General features: G+C 66.9%; 18 protein-coding genes and 2 tRNA genes. 4 read left to right on the top strand and 16 right to left on the bottom strand.

Annotation, left to right across the window (positions count from 1 at the left end):
- Complete coding sequence (locus AC07R7_RS09560) at positions 1-270, bottom strand: hypothetical protein (RefSeq protein WP_125158807.1); 270 nt, start codon at positions 268-270, stop codon at positions 1-3.
- 241 nt (positions 271-511) lie between these two features.
- On the opposite strand from AC07R7_RS09560, the gene AC07R7_RS09555 reads away from it, so the two are divergent.
- The 4 genes from AC07R7_RS09555 to AC07R7_RS09540 all read left to right on the top strand — a co-directional run bounded on the left by AC07R7_RS09555 (position 512) and on the right by AC07R7_RS09540 (position 2,994).
- Positions 512-934, top strand: coding sequence for an Ohr family peroxiredoxin (locus AC07R7_RS09555; protein WP_494634969.1), 423 nt, complete (start codon positions 512-514; stop codon positions 932-934).
- Positions 935-1,016: 82 nt separating this feature from the next.
- Positions 1,017-1,940, top strand: a complete 924-nt coding sequence (locus tag AC07R7_RS09550; RefSeq protein WP_494634968.1) for a LysR family transcriptional regulator — start codon at positions 1,017-1,019, stop codon at positions 1,938-1,940.
- Between the two features lie 136 nt (positions 1,941-2,076).
- Positions 2,077-2,508 (top strand): helix-turn-helix transcriptional regulator, encoded by a 432-nt coding sequence (locus tag AC07R7_RS09545; protein WP_492887780.1) that lies wholly within the window; start codon positions 2,077-2,079, stop codon positions 2,506-2,508.
- Positions 2,509-2,712: 204 nt separating this feature from the next.
- A complete protein-coding gene (locus AC07R7_RS09540) occupies positions 2,713-2,994 on the top strand; it encodes an HU family DNA-binding protein (RefSeq protein WP_066682603.1) in 282 nt (93 codons plus the stop codon).
- A 435-nt stretch (positions 2,995-3,429) separates the two neighbouring features.
- Here AC07R7_RS09540 and AC07R7_RS09535 read toward each other — a convergent pair whose 3' ends face one another.
- From AC07R7_RS09535 to hisD, 15 genes are all read right to left on the bottom strand, one after another.
- Complete coding sequence (locus AC07R7_RS09535) at positions 3,430-3,966, bottom strand: hemerythrin domain-containing protein (RefSeq protein WP_494634967.1); 537 nt, start codon at positions 3,964-3,966, stop codon at positions 3,430-3,432.
- Between the two features lie 183 nt (positions 3,967-4,149).
- A complete protein-coding gene (locus tag AC07R7_RS09530) occupies positions 4,150-5,877 on the bottom strand; it encodes an ATP-binding protein (protein ID WP_492887778.1) in 1,728 nt (575 codons plus the stop codon).
- Entirely contained in the window at positions 5,874-6,434 is a 561-nt protein-coding gene (locus tag AC07R7_RS09525) for a TOL_0243 family YfiR-like periplasmic protein (protein ID WP_492887777.1), read from the bottom strand. Before AC07R7_RS09525 ends, AC07R7_RS09530 begins: the two co-directional genes overlap by 4 nt.
- Before the next feature lie 211 nt (positions 6,435-6,645).
- Positions 6,646-6,722 (bottom strand) — tRNA-His (locus tag AC07R7_RS09520).
- Positions 6,723-6,915: 193 nt separating this feature from the next.
- Positions 6,916-7,647: an energy transducer TonB gene (locus AC07R7_RS09515; protein WP_125158816.1), complete on the bottom strand. Its 732-nt coding sequence runs from the start codon at positions 7,645-7,647 to the stop codon at positions 6,916-6,918.
- Positions 7,648-7,661: 14 nt separating this feature from the next.
- On the bottom strand, positions 7,662-8,093 hold the full coding sequence (locus AC07R7_RS09510) for a biopolymer transporter ExbD (RefSeq protein WP_125158817.1): 432 nt from the start codon (positions 8,091-8,093) through the stop codon (positions 7,662-7,664).
- Positions 8,094-8,098: 5 nt separating this feature from the next.
- Positions 8,099-9,001, bottom strand: a complete 903-nt coding sequence (locus AC07R7_RS09505; RefSeq protein WP_492838008.1) for a MotA/TolQ/ExbB proton channel family protein — start codon at positions 8,999-9,001, stop codon at positions 8,099-8,101.
- A gap of 568 nt (positions 9,002-9,569) precedes the next feature.
- Positions 9,570-9,645: transfer RNA gene (locus tag AC07R7_RS09500), tRNA-Phe, on the bottom strand.
- Between the two features lie 98 nt (positions 9,646-9,743).
- The gene (locus tag AC07R7_RS09495; protein ID WP_494634966.1) at positions 9,744-9,917 is read right to left on the bottom strand and encodes a DNA gyrase inhibitor YacG; all 174 of its coding nucleotides are present in this window, start codon (positions 9,915-9,917) and stop codon (positions 9,744-9,746) included.
- Positions 9,914-10,960, bottom strand: a complete 1,047-nt coding sequence (locus AC07R7_RS09490) for a ribonuclease E/G (RefSeq protein ID WP_494634965.1) — start codon at positions 10,958-10,960, stop codon at positions 9,914-9,916. The genes AC07R7_RS09495 and AC07R7_RS09490 overlap by 4 nt, the downstream gene beginning before the upstream one ends.
- The gene (locus AC07R7_RS09485) at positions 10,957-11,553 is read right to left on the bottom strand and encodes a Maf family nucleotide pyrophosphatase (protein ID WP_494635228.1); all 597 of its coding nucleotides are present in this window, start codon (positions 11,551-11,553) and stop codon (positions 10,957-10,959) included. Before AC07R7_RS09485 ends, AC07R7_RS09490 begins: the two co-directional genes overlap by 4 nt.
- A gap of 19 nt (positions 11,554-11,572) precedes the next feature.
- Entirely contained in the window at positions 11,573-11,791 is a 219-nt protein-coding gene (infA, locus tag AC07R7_RS09480) for a translation initiation factor IF-1 (RefSeq protein ID WP_035044427.1), read from the bottom strand.
- 97 nt (positions 11,792-11,888) lie between these two features.
- On the bottom strand, positions 11,889-12,344 hold the full coding sequence (locus AC07R7_RS09475; protein WP_492838005.1) for an arsenate reductase ArsC: 456 nt from the start codon (positions 12,342-12,344) through the stop codon (positions 11,889-11,891).
- A gap of 112 nt (positions 12,345-12,456) precedes the next feature.
- Positions 12,457-12,951 carry a UPF0262 family protein gene (locus AC07R7_RS09470; RefSeq protein ID WP_492887775.1) on the bottom strand — a complete coding sequence of 165 codons (495 nt, stop codon included), beginning with the start codon at positions 12,949-12,951 and terminating at the stop codon, positions 12,457-12,459.
- Between the two features lie 20 nt (positions 12,952-12,971).
- A complete protein-coding gene (gene hisD, locus AC07R7_RS09465; RefSeq protein ID WP_494634964.1) occupies positions 12,972-14,258 on the bottom strand; it encodes a histidinol dehydrogenase in 1,287 nt (428 codons plus the stop codon).
- Positions 14,259-14,285 lie beyond the last annotated feature (27 nt).

Raw genomic sequence — 14,285 nt, 5'->3', positions numbered from 1 at the left:
CTATTCGCCGTCGAACACTTGCGGTCGCGCGTCATCCTCGTCGACGCCATCGCCGGCGTCGGCCTCTTCCTCGAGGTCGACGATCTCATCGTCGTCCAGCTCCTCGCCAATCAGCGCGTCGTCGTCATCCTCGTCGCCCTCGGCCTGGGTGACGTCCAGCACGTCGGGCAGTTCCTCGAAGGTGCGGAACTCGCCGTCCTTGCCGATCACGTCGTCGTCCATCGCCTCGGCGCCGTCCTGCTCGTCCCATCCATTGTCGACATCGGTCATGGCTGTCTCTCCTTTGCCTAGAGCAGGAATGGCTGGAGTCCGGGCGGCGTTCCGGTCCCTTCACGGCCCAAGTCATCCCGCGATGGCGCCGCGATCCAAATCCGAGGGCGTCCCCTCTCATCCGACGGGACTATCGCCAAATTCGCACCAATGATGTGCCCCTCCGCCGGATAATCCTGGCGCTCCCCGCGTCCTAGATTTCCCCTGCCGCGAACTGTCCTCGCGGCGCGGAGCGAGGCCCATGAATATCCTCTATTCCACCCAGGTCACCGCCGTTGGCGGACGCGACGGCTGGGTTGGCAGCATCGACGGCGCACTGAAGGTCAAACTGTCGACGCCCAAGGCCCTGGGCGGTCGCGGCGACGCGGGCAGCAATCCCGAACAGTTGTTCGCGGCCGCCTATGCCGCCTGCTTCCTGGACGCGCTGCGCGCCGCCGCCTCCGAACTGAAGATCGCCGTCGTCGAGGACGCCAATGTCACCACCACGGTCGCCATCGGCCATTCGGAGGAGGACGCCAAGCCGGCCCTGCGCATCGGCCTCTCGGTCGACCTGGCCGGCCTCGATCCGGAAGAGGCCAAGGCCCTGGTCGCCCACGCCGACGCCCTCTGCCCCTACTCCCGCGCCCTGCGCGAGGTCGTCGAGGTCAGGATCCAGGTGACGTAGCGTCGTTTCCCTTAAGCTCGGCGGCGCGTCGCGCTTCGATCGCCTCGGGTCGTCTTTCGGCGACTCGCTGGGGAACCGTCGCATGCCGCATCTGCCGGACTTCGAGGCCTGGGCGATCTTCGCCAAGGTGGCCGAGCGCGGCTCGTTCTCGGCGGCCGCCGAAGAGCTGGGCCTGGCCAAGACCACCGTTTCCAAGGCCGTGACCCGGCTGGAGGAGCGGATGCGCACCACCCTGCTCCACCGCACCACCCGCCAGTTGTCCCTGACCGAGAGCGGCCGCGCCTCGCTGGACCGGGCGCTGCGCATCCTCAACGACGGCGAGGCGGTCGAGGCCGAGATCCTGGAGGAAGCGGCCATCCCGCGCGGCCTCATCCGCCTGGCCTGCACCGGCGCGTTCGGGGTGCGGACCCTGGCGCCGCTGATTCCGGAATTTCTCAAGCGCTACCCGGAGATCGAGCTCGACCTGCAGATCACCGACACCAAGATCGACCTGATCGCGGACGGCTTCGATGGGGTCATCAAGGTCGGCCAGCTGGCCGACTCCTCGATGCGCGCCAGCCGCCTGTTCTCCCACCGCCTGCCGGTGGTCGGCGCGCCGGCCCTGTTCGACAAGTACGGTCGTCCCGAACAGCCCGAAGACATCCTAAAGATGCCGACCATGGTCTACACCCATGTGCGCGAGGCTCAGGAGTGGCGGTTCTTCCATCCCGTGCACGGCGAGCGCCTGGTCATGGTGCAGGGCTCGATCCGGATGAACAACGGCCTGGCGGCGGTGCCCGTACTGCTGGAGGGCCTGGCGATCACGCTTCAGCCCGAGGTCTACATCTGGAACGAACTGCAGGAGGGGCGCCTGGAAGAGGTGCTGAAGGAATGGACCCTGGTTCCGGTTCCCGTGCATCTGGTCACGCCACCGGGACGCGCCAGACCGGCGCGTCTGCGGGTGCTGCTGGAATTCCTGCGCGAGAACTTCTCCAAGCAGCCCTGGGCGCACGGGATCGAGCACTGATCGACCGCGCGACGCGCTCGACGAACGGCGATTAGTGCGGTTTTGGAAACACTGAAGAACCGAAACACCGGATTATCGGCCGATCACCACCAGCCTATCCCTTTGCTCAAGGAAACATACACCCCGGAGCAAGACGATGGACGGCAGCAAGATCCAGGTCCGCAGCGAAACCCAGGACCGCGACCTCGACGCGCTCGACATCGCGCGCGGCGGTCTGGCCCCCTGGCAGATGCGGACCGTCGAGGCCCACATCGACGGCAATCTCGACCGCAACATCACGGTCGAGGAACTGGCCGGTCTGGTCCGGTTGTCGATCAGCCATTTTGGCCGCGCTTTCAAGCAGAGCTTCGGCGTCGCCCCGCACGCCTACATCACCGGCGAGCGCATGGCCCTGGCCCGCGACCTGATGCTGACCACCAGCGAGCCCCTCTCGCAGATCGCCCTGACGGTCGGCCTGGCCGATCAGAGCCACCTGTCGCGCCTCTTCCGCCAGCATGTCGGCCAGAGCCCATTGGCCTGGCGACGGGCCCGCTGGACCCCGACTCAGGCCGGAATCGCGCTGCAGTGAGTCGCGGGAAAGTCTGCTTTCGGGACAGTCGTTAACGCTTTTTCGCCCAGCTTGACCGTTCCGCGGGCGGCGAATCCTTGAAAATCCCCGGCTCACGGGCGTTTTGTCCCCGTGAATCGGCTTTTTAACCTTTCCTAATGGGTGACAAACGCGATCCGTCTCGTCAGGCTCACATTTCCCTGATTCACAGGAATGAGCTTAGAGATGACGAACGTTTCCGATCTGGTCGACGCCGCTGTCGCCGCTGACGACAAGCTGACCAAGACCCAAGCCAAGGCCATCATCGACGGCGTTTTCAAGTCGATCTCCGACGCCGCCGTGAAGGGTGAAGAAGTCTCGATCCCGGGCTTCGGCAAGTTCAAGGTCCAGGCCAAGCCGGCCCGCACCGGCCGCAACCCGGCCACGGGCGCGACCATCGAGATCGCCGCCAGCAAGAAGGTCGCCTTCACGCCGGCCAAGCAACTGAAGGACGCCGTCAACGGCTAATCCATCAGCGAGAGGCGGACGCCGCAAAGTGTCCGCCTCCCGACGCTTTCCTTCACGCGCGACATTGCGCCTCTTGCGCTTGTCGCGCGTGAAAACCTTATAGAACAAATAGAGAACAATAACGTGCCACGCATGGCCGTTCTCGATCTCGGGCGTAAGCGCGCCATCCTCTCGGACGCCAAGCACCCGACGCCTGCGTGGCCTGGCGCCGTGAGCGGCCGATGGTGTTCGAGAGAGTGGCTTCCGGCCGACGCCCCGTCGCAGGACGCCGATGCGGGCGCCACGGTCGCGCTGGGCGTGCCGGCCGCGAAACGCCAAGGCGCGGGCCTGTACGGCGTTCGTGGAGGATCCTCGGCGGGGCCAAGGCTGGCGGGGCGGACTTGGCAAAACGCCCGGTCATTCGACCGGGCGTTCGCCGGGGCAGGGAAATGGCGTCTAGTTGACGGCCTTACCGCCATACTGCGCCATCAGCTCGTCCTTGCGAGCCTTCAGGCGTTCGCCCATGGCGTCGAGATCCTCATCGCCCTTCTTGGCCTGCGAGAACAGCCCACCGGGCTGCTCCTCCTCCTTGACGTGGTGCTTGATGTACTCGCTCAACACCTTGACCTTGGCGTCGTAGTAGTCATCGCTGGGCTTCATGGCCTCGATCTCGGCGATCAGCTTCTTGGCCCCGTCGTGCTCGACATAGGCCTCGTCCAGCATGTCATCGTCCACCTCGCCACGTTCCTCCGGATAGAGGATTTCTTCCTCGATCTGGGTGTGGACCTTCAAGGCCAGGGCGATCTTGCTGAACAGGGCCAGCTTCTCGGCGTCCTTCTCCAGTTGTTCGTACTCGTCGAACATCCCTTCCACCTCGCGGTGGTCCTTCTTCAGCAGGCTGATCGCCAGCGGATCGCGGCGAGCGGTGCGGCGCGTGCGGCGCGGCTTGGCGGACTTGGCGGACTTGGCGGTGGTCTTGGCGGCGGCGGCCATGAAAGTCTCCCTTGGATGTCTCCCGACCGCCAACCAACTCGCATGTCTTGGCTCGCGTTCCCTCTGCGGTAAACTCTTAATCGAGAAGCGTTTTCTGGGCCTGGATAGTGTCAGGCGGCCGACATTCGACCGCATGATAGCGACCCGGTCGGCGCCCCTGGGACATTGCCGGAACGGCGGCTCCTAAGCCCTGGCTCGCCCGCTGACGCCCGAGAACACCGCGTCCAGCTCCGTGGCCAGTCTTTCGATCCGATAGGGCTTGATCAGCACCCGCCGGCCCTCGTTGGCGGCGGCGGCCGCCGCGGCGCTGTAGCCCGTCGTCAGAACCACAGGCAAATCGGGCCGCAGCCGTGAGATGTCGCGCGCCAGGTCCAGCCCGCCGATATCGCCCGGCATGACCATGTCGCTGAACACCAGGTCGAAGGCCGCGTCCTGCCGCAGGGTCTCCAGAGCCGACAGAGCGTCGCTGGTCCGCACGACGTCGTAGCCCAGCTCGCGCAGCATCTCCTCGACCAGCTGGGCGACGCTGTCGTCGTCCTCGACCATGAGGATGCGCCGCGCCTGAGGACCGGCCTTGCGCAGCAGGGCCGGCGCGGTCTCCTGAGCCATGGCCTTGGTACAGCGCGGGATGCGCATCCAGATCGTCGTCCCCTCGCCCAGGACGCTCTCGATCCCCGCCTCACCGCCCGACGAGCGCGCGAAGCCATAGACCTGCGACAGGCCAAGGCCGGTGCCCTTGCCGACCGGCTTGGTGGTGAAGAACGGCTCGAACAGGCGGCTCAGCACCTCGGGCGCCACGCCGACCCCGGTGTCGCGGATCGACAGCCGCACCATGTCGCCCGCCCCATCGGGTTTGCCGGATGGCTCGTTGCGGCCCTCGATGGTGATCACGCCGCCCTCGGGCATGGCGTCACGGGCGTTGATGGCGATGTTCAGCACGGCCACCTCCAGCTGCGAGGCGTCGACCTCGACCCGCCACAGGTCCGGAGCCAGCCGGATCTCGACCGTCACGTCCTCGCGCAGGGAGCGGTCCAGCAAGGTGTGCATGCCATTCAGGCGCTTTTCGATGTCGACGACCTCGGGCTTCAGCGGCGCGCGGCGCGAGAAGGCCAGCAGTTGCTGGGTCAGGCTGGCGCCGCGGTCGATGGCCTGGCGGATGCCGGCGCGCAGACGCTCGCGCCGGGTCGGATCGGTGGTTCGCTCCAGCAGATCCATGCCGCTGGAGGCCACCATCAGCAGGTTGTTGAAGTCGTGGGCCACACCGCCGGTCAGCTGGCCCATGGCCTCCATCTTTTGCGACTGGCGCAGGGCCTCCTCGGCCTTCTGGCGTTCGCGCGTCTCGCGGCTCAGGCGACGATAGGCCTCGGCTTCGCGGGCGTTGGCCGCGCCCAGCACGCCGATCAGCAAGGCGGCCATGACGATCAGCAACGCGAAGCCGGCATAGCGCATGGCGCGGCGGCCAGGCGATTCCAGCACCGTGCGAAGATAGACCGAACCCAGCACGGTCTCGCCCTCGGTGACCCGCGAGGTCAGGATCAGGCGCGCGCCGTCGTTGCGCGGCGGCCCCAGGACGTTGCGGGCCGGCGGCGGCGGCGCCCCGGCCCGGACGTAGCTGGCGGCCAATTGCCCCTGCATGTCGTAGGCGGCGACCGCCTCGACATCGGGGTTGGAGCTCTGGGCCCCGACATATTCGCGCGCCGCAGAGCGGTCGTCGAAGGCCAGGGGCGCGGCCATGCTGCCGGCCAGGATCCGCAGTTGCACCTCGGCCTGGCGGAAGCGCTCCTGCTGGCCCAGGTGCTCGTTATAGGCGGCCAGGGCGAACGCGGCCGCGACGATGGCGATCGCCAGCCCGATCGCCATGGAGACGGTCAGGACGGGGCGCCAGGCCAGCCGTCCGGAAGACGACGTCATCGGCCGGTCTCCCTGGGCTGGGCGGCCAGCGCCAGCAGCTTGGAGCTGACGGTCAGGCCGGCGGCCTGGGCGGCGTCCGCCCGGATCGCGAAGCGGATGCGGCTGTCGACCGTGACGAACTGGACCATCGCGCCGGGCGCGTCGAGGCCCTCGTCGGCGACCGTCAGCAGCGGCTGTCCGGCGATCATGGCCAGCATCTCCCGCGGGGTCTGGGTGCGGGCGGCGGCCAGGAACAGCATGTGGCAGGGCGTGCTCTTGGCCACGGCCGGCATGCGCACGACCACGACCGGATGCTCGCCGACCCGCGCGCCGCGCACGGCGTGATCGACCATCCCCCCGAACGGGTCGCGCCCAGCGACGCACAGGCGGAACGGGCTGGCGGGCCCCTCAAAGGCGGCGGCGGGCCACCCGACGAACGCGGTGAGCTTGTAGAGATAGCCGGCCTTTATGGCGTAGGTCGGATCGCGGCCTTCGGCGTGGGCGACGGGGCGGTGATCGCCGGCCTGGGCCACGCTGGCCAGGGCGCAAAGCGCACACACCGCCGCGATGACGCGCAACGGCGAAGCACGCCGTCCAGGGGTCCACCCCAGGGGGCTCGTCGGGAAGCCCAAGACCATACGCCAGTCCCCCTTAGCGATCTGAACGCGAAGCATGACCGTTTCGATCCCATCCCCGTGACATTTTGGAGGCGGGACCCGTCGGGCCTTTCTGCGCAGGGGATAGATAAGCAAAAAGCCCGGGACCAAGCCCGGGCTTTCATGTCTGCGATGGTACCGCCTCTCAGGCTTGAACTGAGGACCTCTGGTTCCACAAACCAGCGCTCTAACCAACTGAGCTAAGGCGGCGCATCGCGAGGGAGTGTCTTTAGTCGGACAGGCTCCCCGGATCAAGCGCCGAAACACGCTCTTTTCACAAGAAAGCGCTCGTTCATTCTTGAGCCGTTCCAAAGAAACGCACTCGATCTCATTTGGCGTAAAAAAAGCGCCCCGGAGCCGAAACTCCGGGGCGCTTCTTTTGTGTGTCGCTCGCGTCCAGGCCCTATTGCGGGACTTGGAACACCAGCGGGACGGTCACCTGGCCACCGTCGACGGGCGCGCCGTCGAGGGTCTTCGGCTTCATCCGGAACAGGCGCGACAGCTTGATAGCTGCATCACCAAAGCCCATGTCGGCGGGCGATTCCGAGACGATCGAGCAGCCTTCCAGCGTACCGCGAGCCGTCACGGTGCACGAGATCGTCGCACGACCGCTGACCTCCATCCGTTGAGCACGGTCCGGGTAGTACCGGGCCATGTCATCGCCGGAGGGCTTGCGGGCCCAGTCCGGACGGGTGATCACCGACGCGCGGGCCGGCGGAGCCGTCGGCACCGGCGGGACCGCCGAGATCACCGGCGGAGCCGTGGTCTCGACCCGCTTTTCAACGGGCGGGATCGGCAGCGGCGGCGGCGGCGTCACGTCCGGCGGCGGAGCCACCGGGGGACGCGGCTGGACCACTGCCGGAGGCGGCGGCGGTTCGTTGGTCGGCGGCGGCGGCGGAGGAGGCGGCGGAGGCGGCGGCGGCGGCGGAGGCAACTCCACATCCACGGCTTCGTCCGAGTACTCCTGGAACACCGCTTCGAACTTCTGCTTCGCCAGGTAGGCGAAGAGCAATCCGTGCAGACCGCAGACCACGATCAGGGCGACGCCGAACGGCCCCATACCCTTCTTGCGACGCGGGCCGTCCGAGGTGAGCGGATCGTAGTGGCGATGCTCGGGCGTATTTTGTTCAGCCATGCAGCACCCCTACCTTAGCTATCATCCCGGCCAACGAGAGCCACGCTGTAGAAGCCGTTATCCTGGAGGGTGTTCATCACCTCCATGAAAGCCCCGTAGCGAACCTTTTCGTCGGCCCGGATGAAGATGCGCTCCTTGGACGGATCACGTCGGCCAATGTTCTTGGCGATGTCCTGTCCCATCTCGTCCACGGTGGTCGGGAAATCCCCAATGAAGATCTGACCCGACTGTTTGATCGAGATGTAAACCGGCTTCGGCGGGTTTGGAGATGCTTTCGCCACCGCCGGCGGCAGGTTCACTTCGACCGACACGGAGGCCAGCGGAGCGGCCACCATGAAGATGATCAGGAGCACCAGCATGACGTCCACGAAGGGCGTGACATTGATGTCGCTGTTCTGTTCGACGTTGAACCTGTCGCCCCCACCGCCTGAAAGTTTGGCGGCCATGGGTGTTACGCCCCCTTGTCGAGCTGACGCGAGATGGCGTTCATCAGTTCAGCAACGAAACCTTCCGAGCGGGTGCCGTAACCCGAGATGCGGGTCTGGAAGTAGTTGTAGAAGATAACGGCCGGGATAGCGGCGAACAGACCGATACCGGTGGCGAGCAGCGCTTCAGCGATACCCGGCGCCACGACGGCGAGGTTGGTCGTGTTGGTGTTCGCGATGCCGATGAACGACGTCATGATGCCGTACACCGTACCGAACAGACCGATGAACGGACCGGCCGAACCGACCGAGGCCAGGAACACCATGCCGCCCGACAGGCGCTTGGCCAGCGAGGCTTGCACCGCGTTGATGGCGTAGGTGGCGCGAGCCAGCGTCGAGTCACGGTGTTCGCCAGCGACGGCGAGACCGGCTTGACGCGACAGTTCAACTTCCTGCGAGGCGGCGGCGGCCATGTCGGCCATCGGGTTGCCTTCGAATTCTTCCGACGAGCTGATGCGCGCGATGTCGGCGATCGAGCGAGCGCCGCGGAAGGCTTCCAGGAACTTGTCCGATTGCTTGTTCAGGCCAGCGAACTCGAAAATCTTGGTGAGCAGCAGCACCCACGAGAAGACCGAGGCCAGCAGCAGGCCGATCATGACGACCTTAACGACGGCGCCAGCGGCGAGGAACATGCCGACGGGCGTCAGCGAGTGGCCGCCCTTCTTTTCGCCTTCAGCTTCGGCGGTGTCGGCCGGCGGAGCTTCCGGAGCCGGGGTCGCGGCCGGAGCGGCGGCGTCGGCGGGAGCGGCTTGCGTGGAGGAGGCGGCGGCGGGAGCCGAGGCGTCCTGGGCAAAAGCCGGGGCGCTCGCCATCAGCGCCATGGCGCCGACGAGAGCGATGAGGGGGGTCTTCCGTTTAATGTCGAGCATCTGTCGCCAGTTCCTGATTGGTCTAGCACGTTTGGACCGAGGGTCGTCGCGCGAGAGCGTCTCCACCCTAACTCTGAATAGCCCACCTGGCGGTCGATTTCTCTTCCAACCTGGCGGACCCGCTTCGCTGCGCTCGACCCGTTACGCCCCTCACGAGGACCAAAGCCTCCAGAAGGATCGTTTCGAAGCGCGGGCAACCGACGCCCTTTTGGGGCTTCGGTCTTACCGCAATGTTAGAATTGCGGCTGTGGTCCTTTGGCAACCCCTTTTCGCACCGTCAAGGGGATCATTTGGGCACAAATACATCGCCGACGGCCCTTACCCCCCGGGCCCACCGCAGCGCACAAAAGGGTTTTCCGGAAAAAGGGGCGGTTTTTCCCTGACAACGAGAAAAACCATGCTGCACTGCAGCATAGCAATAAAACGCCGGTCGATGAAGAAAGGCGCCTGCCCTCTCAGCAGGTGGGGCGTCTCGCAGGCGGGTCAACCGCCATCATGACGGAAAAACGACAAGGCGACCGGCCCGGATTCAGGCGGTCTGAGAAGGAGTCTAGCTTCCGAAGGGAAGTGGTGCCTGGGACCGGAATCGAACCAGTGACACGCGGATTTTCAATCCGCTGCTCTACCAACTGAGCTACCCAGGCATCTAGCGTTCGGCGGTCTAAACCGCCTCGGCGACCTCGCTCTGCAGCGAGGAGCCGGGTCTATAAGTGAGGCCGGATGGGATGTCCAGCGCCCTTTTTCATTCTCTGTGGATGTCTTCGGACAGAGGATTTTCCTCGTCGTCGTCGCCGCCCGGGACGACGTAACGGTCGCTTAGCCAGCGCTGAAGGTCGACGTCCGCGCAACGCTTGGAACAGAAGGGACGGCAAGCCGGATCGACCGGCTTGCCGCAAGTAGGGCACCCCGTGCTCATGTGGCGTACACCTCAAGACGGTCGACCGGCCAGTCCGATCGGGATTCGATGACGAAACGGCGACCCAGGCGCTCAGCGACGCCGGCGTCCAGCTCGTCCATGAAGGCTTCGACCACGGCGGGCGCGCAACACCCCGTCAGACGGCCGCCGGGGTCCGCCCTCCCCTCGCGCTCCAGCGCTCGCGCCAGGCGACGGGCCACGTAGCGGGGATTCGCGGCCCCATTCGGGGTCAGCAGGCGGTCGAGAATCGGCGGCGCGCGGCGCGGGACGATCATTTCTAGCGTGCCGAACTTGCTGATCGCCCCGATTCCCACACCGGGGTTATCCGGAGAGAAGGCGTTGCGAGCGGCCGTGGTCAGGGCCTGACCATCATGGCCGCGGCCGACGAGATCGAAGACGACGATGCCGCCCAGCCCCTTCAACCGCAGCACGCGGGCCGCGACGGCGAGCGCGGCCATGTTGGCCTGACGCGCGGCGCGCTTCGAATCGGCGGATTCGCGCCCCCCCAGGTCGACGTCGATCGCCGTCAGGGCTCGCGTGGGCTCCACGGCGATGTCGCCGCCCCCTGGCAGAGCGAAGACGGTGGTCAAGGCGTCGGCCTCGGCCTCCTCGACGGCGAGGAGAGCCTTGTCACCTGTCGTGGGCGACCCGGCCTTCACGGCCTGTCGCAGGCGCTCCTCGACCGATGGCGCGGCCTCCAGCACGCGCGGCTCGCCCTCCCCTTCGGCGACGAAGCGGGCCACGGCGGCCTTGTCGGCGCGAGAGGCGGTCTTGATCTCGATCTCGACGAGCCCGCCCTCGACCAGCCTGGGCATGTCGGGCCGCAGCGGCAGGATCACGTCCTGTCCGCCCGGCAGGGCCACGAAGGCCGCGTTGAAGGCTTTCTCGATCGACTTGATACGGGCCACGCCTCGCACGCCCTCTGCGTCTAGCGGGTCGTCGGTGGGCCAGGCGACAAACAGGCGCTCGGGGCGGCCGTCCAGCGTCACCACCCCGATGGTCTCGCCGACGCCCTTGTGAAGATAAGCTCTGCGCTCGCTCATGCCGGCTCGCTCTTGGGGCGATAGCCCAGGCCTTCCAGCAGGTTCAGGGTCTCGTACAGCGGCAAGCCGACGACGCTGGGATATGAGCCCTGCAGCTCGGTGATGAAGCCGCCGGCCAGGCCCTGGACACCATAGCCGCCCGCCTTGCCCCGCCACTGGCCGCTGGCGACATAGGCGTCGCGCTCGGCGTCGGTCAGGCGCTTGAAGCCGACCTTGGTCTCGACCAGGCGCGAGCCCATGCGGCCGTCCGGCGCGATCAGGGCCACGCCAGTCAGCACCTTGTGGTTCCGACCGGACAGCAGCTTGAGGCAATAGAGGACGTCGACCTCGGTTTCGGCCTTGGGCAGGATGCGCCGGCCAACGGCCACCACCGTGTCGGCGGCCAGGACGAAGTCGCCCGGCGCGCGCGCGGCGACCACGCGCGCTTTCTCCGACGCCAGGCGCAGAGCGTGGCGGCGCGGGGTCTCGTCGCGCAGCGGACTTTCGTCGATGTCGGCGGGATCGACCCGGTCGGGCGTAACGCCGACCTGGGCCAGCAGGTCGAGGCGCCGCGGGCTCGCGCTGGCCAGGACCAGCGATGGCCGGGCGGCCATCTCGGGAGCCACGGGCGTCCTACTTGAAGCGGTAGGTGATACGGCCCTTGGTCAGGTCGTAGGGGGTCATCTCGACCAGGACCTTGTCGCCGGCCAGCACGCGAATGCGGTTCTTGCGCATCTTGCCGGCGGTGTGGGCGATGATCTCGTGCGCGTTCTCAAGCGTCACCCGGAAGGTGGCGTTCGGCAGCAGTTCGCTGACCGTACCGGGAAACTCGAGCAGTTCTTCCTTAGCCATCAGGCCTCTCAAATGGAGCGAATCGAATAGCCACGAGGGCGCGCTGACGAGTGAGTCAGCACGCGGCCCTTCGCGGCGAGGCGCCTCTATAACGCATTCACCCCCCAAACGTCGATGGCGCCCCGAAACGTCGTTTAATTTGCTCGGCCAGGGCGTCCCGGACCAGGCGATAGGCTTCCAGCCGGGCTTCGCGCGAACCGTCCGTCAACGTCGGATCGTGGGTGGGCCAATATTCGATCTCGACCGCGCGATCACGCGACAGTTCGACGGCCCGGTGCTGGGCTTCCGGCGTCAGGGAAACGACGACGTCGAAGCTGTCGTCCTCCAGTTCGGCGAAGGTCTTGGGCTTGTGGCCCGAGACGTCCAGGCCCAGTTCGTCCATCACCACCACGACGAAGGGATCGACCCCCTCCCCGGCCGGATCCGGCTTCAGCCCGCAGGAGTCGACGAAGGCCCGCGTACCGTAGAATCGCTTGAACAGCCCCTCGGCCATCGGCGATCGCACGCGGTTGTAGTTGCAGGTGAAGAGGACGGCGTCGGGTAGCTCGCCCACGCTAAAGCCTCCCCCGAGCGGACTTCGTCCGATCGGGATAAGGAGGCTTTACCAACTTAAAGCTGGGGCGCGTTCTCATCGTGAAACCGGATCCACTTTCACGGAACGCGCCCTAACCCCGCCAGTGCAGCGCGCAGATCAGGGTGAACAGGCGCCGGGCGGTGTCGAGGTCGGTCTTGACCTTGCCCTCCAGGCGCTCGCGCAGCAGGTTCGAACCCTCGTTGTGCAGGCCGCGCCGGCCCATGTCCAAGGCCTCGATCTGCTGCGGCGTCGAGCCGCGGATCGCCGAATAGTAGCTGTCGCAGATCATGAAGTAGTCCTTGATCACCCCTCGGAAGGGCGACAAGGACAGCAGATGGCGCTTGGCGTAGCGCGTCCCTTCAGGGCCCTGGCCGACGATGTCGAAGGCCAGGCGGTTCTCGATCAGCGACAGCTTGATGTCATACGGCCCGCCCGACGCCTCGGCGGGCTCGAAATAGTTGTCATCCAGCAGGTCGAAGATCGCGACCTGGCGTTCCTGTTCCTGGTCGCGCGAGGCGGCCGCGAGGCTGTCCTCGTCGATCTCGATCGACTTGATCTTGTGGCTGGCGGAGTCGGCGGTGCTCATCTGTCGCGGACGTTCGCGCGTCAGTCGCCCGAAGGCAACCGTATGGACGCCGACAAGGCGTGGGCCGGCAGTCCCTCGGCCTTGGCCAGAGCCACGGTGTGGGGACCCAATATGCCGAACGAGGTCGAATCGCACTTCACGATCGAGGTGCGCTTGATGAAGTCGTAGATCGACAGGCCCGACTGGAACCGCGCCGCGCGACTGGTCGGCAGCACGTGGTTGGAGCCGGCAACATAGTCGCCGATGGCCTCGGGTGTGACGCGGCCCAGGAAGATCGCGCCAGCGTGGCGGACGCGGTCGGACAGCCGCTCGGGATTGTCCATCGCGAACTCGACGTGCTCGGGCGCGATGGCGTCGACCAGGGCCGGGCTCTCGTCCAGCGGGGCGATGATCACCGCGCCGTGGTCGCGCCAGGACGCGGCGGCGTCCTCGCCGGTGGCCAGGGTCTTCAGGCGGGCGGCGACCGCTTCCTCCACCTTGGCGGCGAAGGCCTCGTCGTCAGTGATCAGGATCGACTGGGCGGCCGGGTCGTGTTCGGCCTGGCTGAGCAGGTCGGCGGCGATCCAGTCGGGATTGTTCTGGTTGTCCGCCACCACGACGATCTCGGAGGGGCCGGCCAGGGCGTCGATGCCGACCACGCCGTACAAGCGACGCTTGGCGGCGGTGACATAGGCGTTGCCAGGGCCGACGATCTTGTCGACCGGCTGGATGGGACCGGCGCCATAGGCGAGCGCGGCGACGGCCTGGGCGCCGCCCACGCGCCAGATCTCGGTGACGCCTGCCTCCTTGGCTGCTGCGAGCACCGCAGGCTGAAGCTTGCCGGGCGGGGTGACCATGGCGATGCGGTCGACGCCGGCCACCTGGGCCGGCACGGCGTTCATCAGCACGGTCGAGGGATAGGCCGCGCGACCGCCGGGGACATAGACGCCCACGGCCTCCAGCGCCGTCCAGCGCCAGCCCAGCTCGACCCCGGCCTCGTCGGTCCAGGCCTGGTCGGCCGGACGCTGGCGACTGTGATAGGCGCGGATGCGGGCGGCGGCGAAGGCGATGGCCTCGCGAACGTCGGCGGGGGTGTCGGCCGCGCCCTGCTCGATCTCCTCGGCCGTGACGCGGATCGTCTCGGCGGTCAGCTCGACCTTGTCGAACTTGCGGGCGTAGTCGAGCAGCGCCTCGAGCCCCTTGGTGCGCACGGCCTCCAGCACCTCGGCGACGGCGGCGTCGACATCGGCCGGCGAGCCGCGACGCTCGTCGAGAAAGGCCTTGAAGGCGGCCGGGAAGCTGAGGTCGGCGAAGGAGAAGCGGCGCATGGCTGCTAGATGCGGTTTTTTGGCGGG

It is taken from the genome of Caulobacter sp. GW821-FHT05F04 (assembly GCF_059419665.1).
Note: the sequence above shows the minus strand (reverse complement) of the source record. Positions and strands in the feature narration are given on the sequence as shown.

What these genes read in the sequence shown, in the direction of transcription:
- AC07R7_RS09560 (WP_125158807.1), bottom strand. Translation starts at nt 270, where the DNA reads ATGACCGATGTCGACAATGGATGGGACGAGCAGGACGGCGCCGAGGCG.
- AC07R7_RS09555 (WP_494634969.1), top strand. Translation starts at nt 512, where the DNA reads ATGAATATCCTCTATTCCACCCAGGTCACCGCCGTTGGCGGACGCGAC.
- AC07R7_RS09550 (WP_494634968.1), top strand. Translation starts at nt 1,017, where the DNA reads ATGCCGCATCTGCCGGACTTCGAGGCCTGGGCGATCTTCGCCAAGGTG.
- AC07R7_RS09545 (WP_492887780.1), top strand. Translation starts at nt 2,077, where the DNA reads ATGGACGGCAGCAAGATCCAGGTCCGCAGCGAAACCCAGGACCGCGAC.
- AC07R7_RS09540 (WP_066682603.1), top strand. Translation starts at nt 2,713, where the DNA reads ATGACGAACGTTTCCGATCTGGTCGACGCCGCTGTCGCCGCTGACGAC.
- AC07R7_RS09535 (WP_494634967.1), bottom strand. Translation starts at nt 3,966, where the DNA reads ATGGCCGCCGCCGCCAAGACCACCGCCAAGTCCGCCAAGTCCGCCAAG.
- AC07R7_RS09530 (WP_492887778.1), bottom strand. Translation starts at nt 5,877, where the DNA reads ATGACGTCGTCTTCCGGACGGCTGGCCTGGCGCCCCGTCCTGACCGTC.
- AC07R7_RS09515 (WP_125158816.1), bottom strand. Translation starts at nt 7,647, where the DNA reads ATGGCTGAACAAAATACGCCCGAGCATCGCCACTACGATCCGCTCACC.
- AC07R7_RS09510 (WP_125158817.1), bottom strand. Translation starts at nt 8,093, where the DNA reads ATGGCCGCCAAACTTTCAGGCGGTGGGGGCGACAGGTTCAACGTCGAA.
- AC07R7_RS09505 (WP_492838008.1), bottom strand. Translation starts at nt 9,001, where the DNA reads ATGCTCGACATTAAACGGAAGACCCCCCTCATCGCTCTCGTCGGCGCC.
- AC07R7_RS09495 (WP_494634966.1), bottom strand. Translation starts at nt 9,917, where the DNA reads ATGAGCACGGGGTGCCCTACTTGCGGCAAGCCGGTCGATCCGGCTTGC.
- AC07R7_RS09490 (WP_494634965.1), bottom strand. Translation starts at nt 10,960, where the DNA reads ATGAGCGAGCGCAGAGCTTATCTTCACAAGGGCGTCGGCGAGACCATC.
- AC07R7_RS09485 (WP_494635228.1), bottom strand. Translation starts at nt 11,553, where the DNA reads ATGGCCGCCCGGCCATCGCTGGTCCTGGCCAGCGCGAGCCCGCGGCGC.
- infA (WP_035044427.1), bottom strand. Translation starts at nt 11,791, where the DNA reads ATGGCTAAGGAAGAACTGCTCGAGTTTCCCGGTACGGTCAGCGAACTG.
- AC07R7_RS09470 (WP_492887775.1), bottom strand. Translation starts at nt 12,951, where the DNA reads ATGAGCACCGCCGACTCCGCCAGCCACAAGATCAAGTCGATCGAGATC.
- hisD (WP_494634964.1), bottom strand. Translation starts at nt 14,258, where the DNA reads ATGCGCCGCTTCTCCTTCGCCGACCTCAGCTTCCCGGCCGCCTTCAAG.